Below are 15,423 nucleotides of genomic sequence, written 5' to 3'. Positions count from 1 at the left end.
CCATATCCCCAATCACTATTACTCTACTTTATTCCATGTTCATTTTCCATCTCAATAGATTCCACGCAACCTACGGGTATATCGACAAAAGCACATCCCAACATCGTTAAACGGACGGCAACTTTAGACTTGCCATTAACCGTCACCAACTCACCTTCCAATCCAGCCAAAGGACCTTTAATTACACGAATCTTTTCACCTGGTGACAGCGGTGAGGAACTCATACTAATCGTTTCTTCCGAATAATCGAGCATGAACTTAAAACGTAACATTTGTTCATCGGGAATCACTGCCGGAGCACTTTCACCACGTAATACCATATAGCGGGTCACAGCTGACAGAGTCAGGACTTCTTTCTGCTCCTGAAGATCGACATGGACAAAAATCATCATCGGAAGTAAAACACGATCGATCACTTTACGACGATCACTCCATTGATGGTATTCTTGTTGAATAGGAAGGAAATTTTCAATTCCCATTTTCGTTAGACGTTCGCTCGTCTTTTTCTCGTGGTAAATACGCACTACAGCCACCAACCAACGTTTTGAGTGTGCTACGCTTCTGCCAGTCACATTTGCCGGCAGAACTTGAGAATTGTCATTTTTGTTAAGAATCATCTATTTTTACCCCATGTTTATCCGTTACTTCATAGGTAACGGATAATTAGGCTAGTATCAGATGTCAGAAGAGTCTTTGCTGATACATAGTAGATTTCCTCAACATTCAAACAATGGAAAATTCTTTGACACGAACGGTATTCTTCATGTCTGGGGGTATTTTCTTGTTATATATTTTAAGAAAAAAGAAAAAAAGATTTTTTTTATTTGTTTTCTATTTACTATTTTATCTATCTTTGCAGCGAATTCTTATCCGTTACCTATGAAGTAACGGATAACATATACTATTATTATTCAACCATTTATGCATTCTCCCTACATTACCCTAGAATTTATTACGTAAGAATAATTCATACGATTTATTCTTGTTCTTTCTTCTAATTCAAATCCTTTTAAATAGATCTGTGTAGTTTTAATAGATTTATGACCTAATGACTCACTAATCATTTCAATAGAAGCTCCCCGATACTTGGCCGTAGTAGCCCAGGAATGACGAAAGGTATACGAAGAAACAGAGGAATAAATACATAACCGCTTTGCCAAACGTTTCAATTGGTTATTAAAACAACGCAATGCAGATTGATACTCAATATAACCTCTTACATCATTTCTTTTATAATTACCACTTAACACACATAAAAGATAATCGGGATAATCAGAATGGTGAGTAGAATGTTTATTGCGAAGCAAAGTAATAGCCTCTGTCGCAGTATCCAAAATCTCAAGACACATAGGAGTACCCGTCTTCATACGATTATATTTAAGGATGCCCTGTTTCAAGTTTGTTTTCTCCAAATGAACAAGATCGCTAAAAGGCATACCACAGAATTGAAACAATAGGCTGGCAATAGCTTGAGTACGACGGAGAGATTCGGATTGAGGATCCTTATATAATAAGGTACGAAGTTCGTGCACAGGAAGTGCTTTCTTTTGCCGAGTCTCCACTCCTGTAAAGACATCATGAAATAAACGATATATATAAGGAGCCTGACCTGTATCAACTCCCTGATTGTAAATACATCGCAGCATACGCATATAAGTAGAAATTGTATTAAGTTTCAATTTACGGGCAATGAGATAATTACTATATCGTTTCAGATTCTCACGATTTATCTGATAAAACGCAACGGACGGTGTTCCACAAAACTGAGTAAAAGAACGAATTGCATTTTTGTATACGTGTGCTGTAGAGTATCGGCCTTCTTTTCTTAAAGAAGCAATATAATTAATCGCACAAATGGTAAATCTATTATTTTCCATCATTTAATTCTTTATTGGTTTATAACTACATGGGGTATATTAGAGTAACTTTTCACTGTAAACGGACAAATTTAAAAAATAAGTTTCTGATTTCACATCAGGGAGGGGGTAGTTCTCAAAAAACAAACTATTTTTTCAAATTACCCCCTAAAAAATAGGGGTACTTTCAGAAAAAACATATAATTTTGCGCCATCAACCGATAAAAGTTAGACTATTTATGTCCAAATTGAGATTTTTCGCTTTGCAACAACTTTCCAATCGGAAAGCTCTGGAAGTAACTGCCCCTTCCAACAAACTCTCAGATTATTATGGTAGCCATGTATTCGATCGCAAGAAGATGCAGGAGTATCTTCCGAAAGAGGCCTACAGGGCTGTAATTGATGCCATTGAAAAAGGTACACCCATCAGTCGGGAAGTAGCGGACCTGGTTGCCAATGGTATGAAGAGTTGGGCTAAATCACTTAATGTAACTCACTACACACACTGGTTCCAGCCTCTGACAGACGGTACGGCCGAAAAACATGACGGTTTCATTGAATTCAGTGAAGAAGGAGGAGTGATCGAACGTTTTTCAGGAAAGCTGCTTATACAGCAAGAGCCGGATGCTTCTTCTTTCCCGAACGGTGGTATTCGTAATACTTTCGAGGCTCGAGGATATACTGCATGGGATGTTTCGTCTCCCGCATTCGTCGTAGATACAACTCTTTGCATCCCAACAATTTTTATTTCCTATACTGGCGAAGCACTCGACTACAAAACTCCTTTGTTGAAAGCGCTTGCAGCCGTAGATAAAGCTGCTACTGAAGTCTGTCAGTTATTTGATAAGAATGTAACACGCGTATATACAAATCTTGGTTGGGAACAGGAATATTTTCTTGTAGACTCTTCCTTATATAATGCACGTCCTGACCTCTGCCTGACAGGAAGAACATTGATGGGACATTCATCTGCCAAAGACCAGCAATTGGAAGACCATTATTTTGGTTCAATTCCTCCACGCGTCACCGCTTTTATGAAGGAACTGGAAATAGAATGCCATAAACTGGGAATCCCTGCCAAAACCCGACACAACGAAGTAGCTCCCAATCAATTTGAATTAGCTCCTATTTTCGAGAACTGTAATTTGGCAAACGACCATAATCAGCTCGTTATGGATCTGATGAAACGTATCGCCCGCAAACATCATTTTAATGTACTGCTACACGAAAAGCCATACAGTGGTGTGAATGGTTCCGGCAAACACAATAACTGGTCACTTTGTACCGACACCGGAATCAACTTGTTTGCTCCGGGTAAGAACCCGAAAGGTAATATGTTATTCCTTACCTTCTTGGTGAATGCATTAATGATGGTATATAAAAATCAGGATTTACTACGTGCCTCTATCATGAGTGCCAGCAATAGCTACCGATTAGGAGCCAACGAAGCACCTCCTGCCATCCTTTCCTGCTTTTTGGGAAAACAACTTTCGGCTACATTAAACGAAATTGTCCGCCAAGTAGGAAATGAAAAAATGACTCCGGAAGAGAAAACAACATTGAAACTCGGTATCGGGCGTATTCCTGAAATTCTACTTGATACAACAGACCGTAACCGTACTTCTCCTTTCGCTTTCACCGGAAATCGTTTCGAATTCCGTGCTGCTGGGTCTTCTTCAAACTGTGCTGCTGCCATGATCGCCATCAACGCAGCTATGGCAAACCAACTAAACGAATTCCGCGCATCGGTAGAAAAACTAATGGAAGAAGGAGTAGGTAAAGACGAAGCAATCTTCCGCCTGCTGAAAGAAACAATTATTGCTTCCGAACCAATCCGTTTTGAAGGTGATGGTTATTCGGAAGAATGGAAACAAGAAGCTGCCCGTCGCGGACTAACCAATATTTGCCATGTGCCGCAAGCTCTAATGCACTATGTCGATAATCAATCAAAAGCAGTCCTTATCGGTGAACGTATCTTCAATGAAACGGAATTGAATTGCCGCCTGGAAGTGGAACTGGAAAAATATACGATGAAAGTGCAAATTGAAAGTCGCGTTTTAGGTGATCTTGCTATCAATCATATCGTTCCGACAGCTGTTGCATACCAGAATCGTTTACTTGAGAATTTACGAGGACTGAAAGAAATCTTCTCTCCTGAGGAATATGAGGTATTAAGTGCTGATCGTAAAGAATTGATTCGCGAAATATCCCATCGTGTCACTTCTATCAAGGTGCTCGTACATGATATGACCGAAGCAAGAAAAGTTGCCAACCATAAGGAGAACTACAAGGAAAAGGCATTTGAATACGAAGAAAATGTACGCCCGTATCTCGACAAAATACGTGATCACATTGACCATCTGGAAATGGAAGTGGATGATGAAATATGGCCATTACCTAAATACAGGGAGCTCTTATTCACTAAATAAGTAAACAAGAATGAGAAAAATAAGATTGCACGAAAGAGGGTCCTTTTGTGCAATCTTTTTATAGATTCGTTCATTTTCTCATTTTTTCTTTCTACTTTTGTGCTGTATAACACAGTTTTGTAGCACCAATGGTAAAAATAAACATATCAGACATCAATATTTCGGAGCCTTTGTCCGATTTGCTAGCTCCTTTGAACAATGAGCAAAAGGAGTTTCTGATGAACAATTATACAATACAAACCTACAAAAAAAACGAAACCATCTATTGCGAAGGAGAAACACCCACCCACTTGATGTGTCTCATCAAAGGTAAAGTCAAAATCTTTATAAACGGTGTAGGAGGTAGAAGTCAGATTATTCGCATGATCAAACCGAGAGAGTACTTTGCTTACCGCGCTTATTTCGCCAAAGAGGATTTCGTTACTGCTGCTGCTGCTTTTGAGCCTTCGATAGTTTGTCTGATTCCCATGAATGCTATTACTATTTTAATTTCTCAGAATAATGATCTGGCAATGTTCTTTGTCCGCCAACTTTCTATAGATTTAGGTATTGCCGATGAACGTACGGTCAATCTTACTCAAAAACATATTCGTGGGCGACTCGCAGAATCTTTACTCTTCCTGAGAGAAAATTATGGTTTGGAAGAGGATGGTTCTACTTTAAGTATCTATCTTTCACGCGAAGATCTTGCAAGTCTATCCAATATGACCACATCAAACGCTATACGTACACTTTCTCAATTCGCTACGGAACGCTTGATCACCATCGATGGAAGGAAAATCAAGATTATAGATGAAGAAAGATTAAAAAAAATAAGCAAAATTGGATAATAAGCTTTCAAAAAGCTATTTGATGACTATTTTCCTATTCTTTGTGTATTTGCAATCTACTACTCATTGACGGTAAAGGGCACACTCGCAGTACATGAATTAGCCTATAAAAACAGAATAAAAATCGGAAAGCAAAAATATTAATGCTATTTTTGTCTAAGTTTAATTTATAATGATTTTATTCAAACTAATTCCGATATTACTATGCAAAAGTTACTATCCTTACCTCCAAATTTAACCAACTGTTTTCATGAACTGGAAAATGTTGATCACACAGATTGGTTTTGTACATCGGATCCGATAGGAAGTAAATTAGGTTCGGGCGGTGGAACTACTTGGCTATTACAATCCTGTCATCAGGAATTTGCTCCACAAGAATCTTTTAGCCAATGGATAGGAAAAGAGAAAAGAATATTACTCCATGCGGGAGGGCAAAGTCGTCGTCTACCCGGATATGCTCCTTCCGGAAAGATATTAACTCCAATACCGGTTTTTAGTTGGGAACGAGGTCAGAAACTTAGTCAGAACCTGCTTTCATTACAACTTCCTCTATATGAGAGAATCATGCAACAGACACCGAATGGTCTGAATACTCTGATTGCAAGTGGAGACGTATACATCCGTTCGGAGCAACTTTTGCAAAAGATTCCTGATGTAGATGTCGTATGCTATGGTCTATGGGTTAATCCTTCTTTAGCAACCCACCATGGTGTATTTGTGTCCGACCGAAAAAATCCGGAAGTGCTCGATTTCATGTTACAAAAACCTTCATTGAAAGAATTAGAGAACTTATCCAAATCACATCTTTTCCTGATGGATATTGGTATATGGATATTGAGTGACCGAGCCATAGAATTGTTAATGAAACATTCCTTCAAAGAAGGAACAAAAGATATCAATTATTATGATTTATATTCGGATTATGGACTGGCTTTAGGCGAACACCCTAAAATCACAGATAAAGAGATAAATGAACTGTCAGTAGCTATACTTCCTCTCCCTGGTGGAGAATTCTATCATTATGGAACAAGTCGCGAACTAATTTCTTCGACGCTAGCCATACAAGATAAAGTACGCGACCAAAGACAGATTATGCACCGGAAAGTGAAACCCAATCCGGCTATCTTCATACAAAACTCTATTACACAAATATCCTTGTCGGCTGATAATGCAAATTTATGGATCGAGAACAGCCACATAGGAGAAGGCTGGAAGATCGGTTCCTGTCAAATTATCACAGGTATCCCAGAGAATCATTGGAATATTAGTTTACCGGATGGAGTCTGCATCGATATTGTTCCATTAAAAAAGAATGACTTCGTAGCAAGACCTTACGGACTAGATGATGTTTTCAAAGGATCACTTGACAGCGAAACAACTACATTTCTCGGTAAATCTTTCCCGCAATGGATGAAAGAAAGAGGATTATCTTTAGATTACCTGAAAGGACGTAAAGATGATCTACAGGCCGCCTCCATCTTTCCTGTTACAAATTCAATAGAAGAACTCGGCATATTAGTGCGTTGGATGACCTCCGAACCTCAACTTGAAGAGGGGAAAAGGCTTTGGTTACAAGCTGAAAAACTATCTGCTGACGCAATATCAGCAAAAGCAAATTTAAAGCGTCTTTATGCGCAACGTACTGCTTACCGACGAAATAATTGGCAAGGGCTGGCTGCCAATTATGAGAAAAGTATCTTCTATCAACTTGATTTACAAAATGCCGCCACAGAGTTTGCGAACCAGAATCTGCCAATTCCCGACATTTTAAAAGAAACAACAGCACCAATGATACGCATCCATAACCGAATGCTACGGGCACGTATCATGAAACTACATAATGACAATAATTATAAGGAAGAAGAACAAGCTGCTTTCCATCTTCTTCGGGATAGCCTGTTAGGAGCAGTTGCAGAGCAAAAGAATCAACCGAAACTCAATGTGTATTCCGATCAAATTGTATGGGGGCGTAGCCCGGTAAGAATTGACATTGCAGGTGGATGGACAGACACTCCTCCCTACTCTCTTTATTCAGGAGGAAATGTGGTCAATCTTGCCATTGAGTTGAACGGACAACCACCGTTACAAGTATATATCAAACCATGCAAAAATTTTCATATTGTTCTCCGTTCCATTGATATGGGGGCTATGGAGATTATCAGAAACTATGAAGAATTACAGGATTACAAGAAAGTAGGTTCTCCTTTTTCCATCCCGAAAGCAGCACTTACATTAGCCGGTTTCGCACCGATGTTTTCTGCAGAATCTTATGTTTCTTTAGAAGATCAACTAAAATCTTTTGGTTCAGGACTTGAAATTACTTTATTAGCCGCCATACCGGCGGGATCTGGTCTAGGCACCAGTTCTATTCTAGCCTCTACCGTACTCGGAGCTATCAATGACTTCTGTGGATTGGCATGGGACAAGAATGACATTTGCAATTATACGCTAGTATTAGAACAATTATTAACCACAGGAGGCGGATGGCAGGATCAATACGGTGGAGTATTCCCGGGAGTAAAATTACTCCAATCGGAAACAGGATTTGAACAAAATCCATTAGTACGCTGGCTCCCCGACCAACTTTTCGTTCAGCCCGACTACCGGAACTGTCACTTACTTTATTACACAGGAATCACTCGTACAGCCAAAGGAATTCTAGCAGAGATAGTCAGCTCTATGTTTCTGAATTCAGGCATACATCTTGGATTACTTGCGGAAATGAAAGCCCATGCACTGGATATGAGTGAAGCTATTTTACGGGGAGACTTCAACAACTTCGGACGTTTAATCAACAAAACTTGGATACAAAACCAAGCTTTGGACAGTGGTACCAATCCTCCGGCAGTGAAAGCTATTATCGATCAGATCCAAGATTATACTTTAGGCTGTAAACTACCCGGTGCAGGAGGTGGTGGATACCTATATATGGTAGCCAAAAATCCAGAAGCAGCCGGTAGGATCCGACGAATACTGACCGAACGAGCTCCTAACCCACGCGCACGTTTTGTAGAAATGTCATTATCAGACGAAGGGTTACAAGTGTCAAGAAGTTAATTCTTGTAAGTAATATAAATCTCTAGAAACGCAATTCTATTATTACCTGATATCCTTGCATTCATCTTCAAATATAAATTAATAAACAGATAAGATGCTGCAGATACAGAACAAATCATCCTATTAATCATCTCTGTAATACAATAGAATTACTTTCAACAGAAAAGTAAAGTTATATAGCAAACGTGTAAAACAACAAAAGCCAACTTTTACAAGTCAGCTTTTGCATTGTACACCCGGAGGGAATCGAACCCTCATCTCAAGAACCGGAATCTTGTATTCTATCCATTGAACTACAGGTGCTTATATTGTTTTTCACACAACTTATCTCAATCCATACTTTGAGTTCACAAATTGTACTCTCACAACCCAACTCTAAATATTTCCTTGCATCAGAATCTGACACTCTATTCACTAAGCTATGAGATCATTCCCTAAATGCGAGGGCAAAAGTATAAAAAATCTTCGCATATTCCTAATAAAATCTTCATTTTATCAGCAGACCTTTATTTCTCAAATACATAAGAATAAAACCTATAAATGTTCCTATCCTTCACAAATTAACTCACTATCCCAACAAACTATTAACAAAAGAACGATAATCAGAAGCTATTTATTACATTTATCACAAGTTTATCTTATATTTCATATTGTGATTTTGAATACATATATAGTAAATACTTTATCAAATTGACAATCTTTTAGAGAATATGCAATACATATATCAATATTATTTCTATCTTTGCCGACAATTAACATTCAAAAAACCTATGAGTTACTTGATAAAACCTAAGAACTATAAACCATTGCTCGACCTAAAACAGACCGAGTTAGGAATAAAACAAATAAAAGAGTTCTTCCAGTTGAACTTGTCATCCGAGCTACGCTTAAGACGCGTGACAGCTCCCCTCTTTGTACTGAAAGGAATGGGAATCAATGATGACCTAAACGGAATAGAACGTCCGGTTTCATTCCCAATCAAGGACCTTGGAGATGCACAAGCTGAAGTAGTACATTCATTGGCAAAATGGAAAAGACTCACCTTAGCAGACTACCGCATCGAAGCGGGATATGGTATCTATACCGACATGAACGCAATTCGTTCGGACGAAGAATTAGGAAACCTTCACTCTCTTTACGTGGATCAATGGGATTGGGAACGCGTTATCACCAACGAAGATAGAAATATTGATTTCCTGAAAGAAATTGTTAATCGCATCTATGCAGCTATGATTCGTACAGAATACATGGTTTATGAGATGTATCCGCAAATCAAACCTTGCTTACCACAAAAATTGCATTTTATACACTCTGAAGAGTTACGCCAGCTTTATCCGAATTTAGAACCTAAATGTCGGGAACATGCCATTTGCCAGAAATATGGAGCCGTATTTATTATCGGCATCGGTTGCAAACTAAGCGATGGAAAGAAGCATGACGGACGTGCTCCCGATTACGATGACTACACCTCTACTGGTCTGAATGACCTGCCCGGACTTAATGGTGATCTCTTACTTTGGGATGAAGTTCTACAGCGTTCCATCGAATTGTCTTCCATGGGGATTCGTGTGAATAAAGAAGCATTGCAACGCCAGCTGAAAGAAGAAAATGAAGAAAAACGATTAGAGCTTTATTTCCACAAACGATTGATGAGCGATACTCTTCCTTTATCTATCGGTGGCGGTATCGGACAATCCCGTTTGTGTATGTTCTACCTACGTAAAGCTCATATCGGAGAAATACAGGCTAGCATTTGGCCCGAAGATATGCGTAAAGAATGTGAAGAACTTGATATACACCTTATATAATAATCATGAATGTACAGATAGAAGAAAGTTGGAAAACACATCTACAACCCGAATTTGAAAAAGATTATTTTCGAACATTAACAGAATTCGTTAGAAACGAATACAGTCAATACCAAATATTTCCTCCGGGAAAACTCATTTTCAATGCTTTTAATCTTTGCCCCTTCGACAAAGTAAAAGTAGTTATTATCGGTCAGGATCCTTATCACGGTCCGGGACAAGCACATGGGCTCTGCTTCTCTGTAAACGATGGCGTTCCTTTCCCGCCATCTCTAATTAATATTTTTAAAGAGATAAAGGCAGATCTGGGAACTGAAACACCTGCTACTGGAAATTTAACTCGTTGGGCTCAACAAGGTGTATTATTGCTCAATGCAACTTTAACAGTACGTGCCCATCAGGCCGGCTCACATCAAAACCGCGGCTGGGAAGCATTTACTGATGCAGCTATCCGCGCGTTAGCAGAAGAAAGAGAGCATATCGTATTTATCTTGTGGGGAGCATATGCCCAACGAAAAGGTGCATTTATTGACCGTAATAAACATTTAGTACTTAGCTCAGCGCATCCCTCTCCCCTTTCAGCCTATAATGGTTTTTTCGGAAATAAACACTTTAGCCGAACAAATGAATACTTGAAATCACATGGAGAAACAGAAATCGTTTGGTAAAAGCACCTCGTTTTCTTTAAACTCTATAAGATATTATAATAAAAAGAGGTTGTGTCAAAACGTTGGCACAACCTTTTTCTAAAATTTATAGTCCTGTTATCTTTTCTTTTGGCTATGCCGCTTTTTTCTCATTCATTTGGTAACAAGTTACTATATTCCCGTTGTATCGAGTTATAAATAGCCCAATAAATATAGATTTAGCAAGTGTAATGAACTCCTTTCCTGCCTTTCTCAGTTTTGCACACATCTTTTTGATATTAAAAGCTATGGCAAAGAAGGCAAAGTCCATTGTCACCTTGTCTTCTCCCATATGCCGGAACCTTCTGTATGCCATGTTGTATTTCATTTGTCCAAAAACGGCTTCCGGTTCTATACACCGCCTGCCCCTATGCCTGATTCCTTCTTCTGAGAGCAACCTTTCCCGTGCCTGCCTTTTGTATTGGTTTAACCGGTGGTTGACTTCTATAATACGGTTCCCCCGGGCTTTAAAGCAACTGCCACGCAAAGGACAGCCTTCGCATCTTTGTGCTTTATACCGGGCACTTTCGGAGATGTATCCGCTCGCTGTTTTGTCACGTCTGGTTCCTATACGGTTCATGTGCTGCCCCATAGGACAAACGTAGTAATCCTCCCCCGCATTGTAATGGAGACTCTCCGCATGGAATGGGTTGGGGGTATAACGGGGACGCTGTTCTTTATGGAAGTAGTTGTACTTGACAAAGGCTTCTATCCCATTATCTTGCATGAACCGGTAATTTTCTTCCGAGCCGTAACCGGAGTCTGCCACACCGATACCCGGTAAGCGGTTATAGCGGTGCTGGAAGGAGTGGAAGAAAGGGATCAGGGTCAGCGTATCGGTGGGGTTGGGAAACAGCCGGAAGTCTATGATGAACTGGTTTTCAGTACCTGTTTGTAAATTATACCCGGGCTTGGTCTGCCCGTTCTTCATGGCGTCTTCTTTCATACGCATGAATGTAGCATCAGGATCGGTCTTAGAATAGGAATTACGTTCTCCAAGGACTTCAAGGTGATTGTCGTATTCCATCAGCTTGTCACGGTACTCCTCAAGTTCCCGGACCTGTTTCTTCTTTTCCCGGATGACTTTCTTTTGTTCCTTGTCCTTTGTTACAGGCTGGTGTTCCAGCACCTCTTTAAGTTCATTCACTATATCTGAGAGCATGGCAGGAGTGAACTCTACGGATGTGTCTTTGGAGGAGTTCTCTTGGGCTATGGCTTCATCTACCTGCTCCAGGAGAATGCGGATCTTATCCATCAGCTTTGTACGGTTCTTTTCGACTGTCTTGCGCCAGACAAAAGTATATTTGTTGGCCATGGACTCAATCTTGGTACCGTCGATATACTCTACGTCAAGGCTGATAAAACCTTTGTCGGCAAGGACAAGAACCAACTGCGTAAATACGGTATTTATTTCTTCTTTTACACGGTTTCGAAAACGGTTGATGGTAATAAAATCCGGATGTTCATTACCGGAAAGCCAGATATAATGGATGTCACGTAGGAGAAGCTTCTCTATTTTGCGGCACGAATAGATATTGTTCATGTAGGCGTAGATAATTACCTTGAGCATCATTTTAGGATGATAAGGACAACGACCGGTTGCTTTATAAAGCTTCTTGAAATTGTCAAGATTGAGATTATCAACAACTGTATTAACGATGCGAACCGGATCGTTCGATGCTATGTTCTCATCAATTCTTCCGGGAAAAAGAACTGTTTGGTTGGGAATGTAAGGACGAAAATGTAACTTTGCCATAACGAAAAACTTTATGCCTAAAGTTACAAAAATTTTGGGTAATAACAAAGCCCGGGCTTGCGAAAGTCTGGGCTTTGCGCATAAAAAAAGGTTGTGCCAGCATTTTGACACAACCTCTTTCTATTATATAAATTAAGCATTCTCAGTCCTTTAATTGCTAACTGTCATTTTATCATCAATGATCATTTACTTACGAAGGTTCAAACAAAATGTAACTCCTCTATTTTATTAGAAAAGACTGATCTAAAATATGCTTAATACCACTGAATATTACTTTGAGTCTGGCTTCTCTGTTCGTATTTCAAATCTTGCAAAATACTTGCATTGGCACGAATAGTAACGTTATAGTATTTCCAACGTCCAAATGGAGATAGACTCGCCTGTATATTAAAACAGTGTAAGTCACGTGAAATTGTACATGAAGTTTGTGTTATTTCTTTCGCCTGGAAATCATAACCTGTATTGAATGAAAGTGACCAGTTGTTAGAAATCTTTACATTTCCATTCGCATTGATATTATGAGTATAAGTAAACGGATACCGCATAGAATAACGGTTAATAGGTTTTGTACGATCTTCACGAATATTAAAAGAGTAGCTAAGACTTAAAGACCATGGCATTTTAAATACCTGATAACCATCTGGGTCCGCTTGTGCTTTTTCAACTTTCTTTTCTTTCTTTCCTCCTTCTATATCTTCCGATTCTTCACCATCATCTTCAGTATCCTTATCCTTCTCCACATCATCTTTCGGTCCAAACCATTTCTTCCAAGAATCATTATTTAAGGTATAGTTGAAAGAAGAACCATATCCTTGAAAACGACCGAAACGTCCATAAGACCATTCCGTACGATTACCAGTGACTACATTACCATTTTTATCGAAAGTGTAGGCATAGGTAGCAAACGATGCGTTCATATTAAAAGTATAGTTCTTAGTCAGCTTCATACGGATATTCATACTCAGATCACTCCAAGGTCTTTCCTTTGCAGCCATATTGTAAGACATGCCCATACCAAACTCATCAATCAAACTCACTTTCTTTAATGTATCCTTTTTCGCATCATAATACTTCATTTCCAAGTTATTCGACACAGAGAAACTTACAGTTCCGGAACCTTCTCGTGAAGGAACTCCATAAGGTTGTCCACTAAAAGGAGAATAGTACTGTGTCACCCCATTATAATCAGTATACTCTTCCCAATATTTACTAAAACCCGGAGCACCACTAAGACTTACCTGCGGAGTAAAAACATGACGAAGTTGTATTTCCTTCTTCTTCATAAAAAGAGGTTTATACATACCGTACAACTTAGTACTCAAACTCAAACTGGCCGAATAATTGGACACACGATAGAACCCATTGATAGTATCATTCATTAACGGATCTAACCGATGTTTTTCCATATCATACACCTGATCTACCTTACGGGTATACCAACGTTCTGTATAATTCACCGAAGGAGAAACCTGAAAATACTTGAATAAAGTAAAAGTAGCACTAACGGGAATGTTATGATTCATCGAATGCTCCCATTCGTTAAATCCGGCTTTAAACAAACGATCATCTTTAGTACGGATACTATTTGTCATACGTCCGGTATAGCTAACAGAAATCTTTTCATACCAACGTTCGGCTCCCGCTACTTTCTTCCGCTTGAACGGAAACAAACGACTTAATGAGATATTAAGATCCGGCAGAGTCACTGCAATAGAAGAGTCACGCATGGTCTGTGCAATATTACTGGTTCCTGACAACGTTAAACCTAAATCCGGGAAACTACGTGAATAGCTGATACTTGATGTTTTAGTATTCTGCGTCAGCAACTGAGAGTTATAAAGATTGTTGATATTGGAACGTTCATAACTACTAGTCGAAAAGTTTACACTCGCCGAGAACGTACTGTTAGGACTTGCCTTAGCATCCTGACGGTGGTTCCAGACTATTTTAAAGTCTTTAGCTACCGCATAATCCGGCATTCCTTTATCTCCAGTCTTAGTAACCTGATAATCGGCCTGCAAAGTACCAGAATATTTATAACGTCGATTATAATTAGTCAATCCGGACAGTCGCCATGAGCCTTTAGTAAATATATCTCCCGTCAACTTCAAGTCCATCATGTCGCTGATTGCAAAGTAATATCCTCCCTCAGCTAAACCGAATCCACGACTGGAGTCATCCATATAGGTCGGCATAATAAAGCCTGAAGAATAACTACTAGAAAATGGAAAGAAGAAAAAGGGTACCGCCAAGGGCAAAGGAACATCTTCAACTACAAGGTAAGCCGGTCCTGTTACTACATTCTTCTTAGGGCGAACTTTTGCTTTAGTCAGCTGCATATAAAAGTGCGGATGATCATGGTGGTCACAAGTCGTATACCGACCATCCTGCATGAAGATTTCATCATTAGCACCTTTCTTTGCCTTATTACCCGTCACATAGCCTTCTCCTTGTTGAGTAACAATATCTGTGATACCAGCTTTTTTAGACTTGAAATTATAACGAATCGTTTCTGTATCATAAGCTGTATCTCCATCCTTAAACACAGGTTTCCCCTTTACCACTCCGGCAGAGTCTTTAATACCATAGGCATGAACCGTACTACTATCCAAATTCATGGAAATTACTTCCGCAGCAAGCTCAATATTCTGATAATTAACTTTTCCACCACCATACAATGTAGCGGCACCTCCTAAAGTAAAGACAGTAGAGTCATTAGATTCATAAACAACCGGCGCATCGAGCGGTTGTTTCTTCTGTGCTGGTGGCAAAGAGTCAATTTGCACCGTCACTGTATCTGCTTTCAGGGAATCATTCCCCTGTAAGGAGTCCTTTTGTGCAGTGTTGGAGGCAATCATCCCTCTTCTTCGACGTTGGGACACAGCCTCGTCGGGAAGCATCAGTAAGACAATCAGCAGTATGAATGATATAATTATTTTTGCTTTCAATGGCGCCATTAACTCATAGTTTACGCTTGAAGTGGCAAAAGTACACAATCTTC

Annotated in this window: 9 protein-coding genes and 1 tRNA gene; 5 read left to right on the top strand and 5 right to left on the bottom strand. The window is 39.5% G+C overall.

Annotated features, from left to right (window positions below; all coding sequences use genetic code 11):
* Positions 1-23 precede the first annotated feature (23 nt).
* Positions 24-617 carry a UpxY family transcription antiterminator gene (locus tag EJF25_RS06160; RefSeq protein WP_125040509.1) on the bottom strand — a complete coding sequence of 198 codons (594 nt, stop codon included), beginning with the start codon at positions 615-617 and terminating at the stop codon, positions 24-26.
* A 315-nt stretch (positions 618-932) separates the two neighbouring features.
* Positions 933-1,877 carry a tyrosine-type recombinase/integrase gene (locus tag EJF25_RS06155; protein WP_125040792.1) on the bottom strand — a complete coding sequence of 315 codons (945 nt, stop codon included), beginning with the start codon at positions 1,875-1,877 and terminating at the stop codon, positions 933-935.
* A 218-nt stretch (positions 1,878-2,095) separates the two neighbouring features.
* Here EJF25_RS06155 and EJF25_RS06150 point away from each other — a divergent pair, with 218 nt between their 5' ends.
* The 3 genes from EJF25_RS06150 (at position 2,096) to EJF25_RS06140 (ending at position 8,172) form a co-directional block, all read left to right on the top strand.
* Positions 2,096-4,285, top strand: coding sequence for a glutamine synthetase III family protein (locus EJF25_RS06150; protein ID WP_125040508.1), 2,190 nt, complete (start codon positions 2,096-2,098; stop codon positions 4,283-4,285).
* Between the two features lie 128 nt (positions 4,286-4,413).
* Positions 4,414-5,115 (top strand): Crp/Fnr family transcriptional regulator, encoded by a 702-nt coding sequence (locus EJF25_RS06145; RefSeq protein WP_125040507.1) that lies wholly within the window; start codon positions 4,414-4,416, stop codon positions 5,113-5,115.
* 198 nt (positions 5,116-5,313) lie between these two features.
* Complete coding sequence (locus EJF25_RS06140) at positions 5,314-8,172, top strand: bifunctional fucokinase/fucose-1-phosphate guanylyltransferase (protein WP_262707194.1); 2,859 nt, start codon at positions 5,314-5,316, stop codon at positions 8,170-8,172.
* Between the two features lie 231 nt (positions 8,173-8,403).
* Here the strand turns inward: EJF25_RS06140 and EJF25_RS06135 are convergent.
* A tRNA-Arg gene (locus tag EJF25_RS06135) sits at positions 8,404-8,475 on the bottom strand.
* A gap of 467 nt (positions 8,476-8,942) precedes the next feature.
* On the opposite strand from EJF25_RS06135, the gene asnA reads away from it, so the two are divergent.
* Positions 8,943-9,980: an aspartate--ammonia ligase gene (gene asnA / locus EJF25_RS06130; protein WP_125040505.1), complete on the top strand. Its 1,038-nt coding sequence runs from the start codon at positions 8,943-8,945 to the stop codon at positions 9,978-9,980.
* A gap of 5 nt (positions 9,981-9,985) precedes the next feature.
* Complete coding sequence (locus EJF25_RS06125; RefSeq protein WP_077155043.1) at positions 9,986-10,648, top strand: uracil-DNA glycosylase; 663 nt, start codon at positions 9,986-9,988, stop codon at positions 10,646-10,648.
* A gap of 112 nt (positions 10,649-10,760) precedes the next feature.
* Here EJF25_RS06125 and EJF25_RS06120 read toward each other — a convergent pair whose 3' ends face one another.
* Entirely contained in the window at positions 10,761-12,422 is a 1,662-nt protein-coding gene (locus EJF25_RS06120) for an IS1182 family transposase (RefSeq protein WP_125040504.1), read from the bottom strand.
* A gap of 254 nt (positions 12,423-12,676) precedes the next feature.
* Positions 12,677-15,379 carry a putative LPS assembly protein LptD gene (locus tag EJF25_RS06115; RefSeq protein ID WP_125040503.1) on the bottom strand — a complete coding sequence of 901 codons (2,703 nt, stop codon included), beginning with the start codon at positions 15,377-15,379 and terminating at the stop codon, positions 12,677-12,679.
* Positions 15,380-15,423: the final 44 nt, after the last annotated feature.

This window comes from Bacteroides faecalis, from assembly GCF_003865075.1.
GTDB lineage: Bacteria > Bacteroidota > Bacteroidia > Bacteroidales > Bacteroidaceae > Bacteroides > Bacteroides faecalis.
The sequence above is the reverse complement of the archived record's forward strand: the minus strand, read 5'-3'. Positions and strand labels throughout refer to the sequence as shown.

Bases quoted from the DNA above. Each gene is read 5' to 3' on its own strand.
- asnA (WP_125040505.1), top strand. From the start codon at position 8,943: ATGAGTTACTTGATAAAACCTAAGAACTATAAACCATTGCTCGACCTA.
- EJF25_RS06115 (WP_125040503.1), bottom strand. From the start codon at position 15,379: ATGGCGCCATTGAAAGCAAAAATAATTATATCATTCATACTGCTGATT.
- EJF25_RS06160 (WP_125040509.1), bottom strand. From the start codon at position 617: ATGATTCTTAACAAAAATGACAATTCTCAAGTTCTGCCGGCAAATGTG.
- EJF25_RS06120 (WP_125040504.1), bottom strand. From the start codon at position 12,422: ATGGCAAAGTTACATTTTCGTCCTTACATTCCCAACCAAACAGTTCTT.
- EJF25_RS06155 (WP_125040792.1), bottom strand. From the start codon at position 1,877: ATGGAAAATAATAGATTTACCATTTGTGCGATTAATTATATTGCTTCT.
- EJF25_RS06125 (WP_077155043.1), top strand. From the start codon at position 9,986: ATGAATGTACAGATAGAAGAAAGTTGGAAAACACATCTACAACCCGAA.
- EJF25_RS06150 (WP_125040508.1), top strand. From the start codon at position 2,096: ATGTCCAAATTGAGATTTTTCGCTTTGCAACAACTTTCCAATCGGAAA.
- EJF25_RS06145 (WP_125040507.1), top strand. From the start codon at position 4,414: ATGGTAAAAATAAACATATCAGACATCAATATTTCGGAGCCTTTGTCC.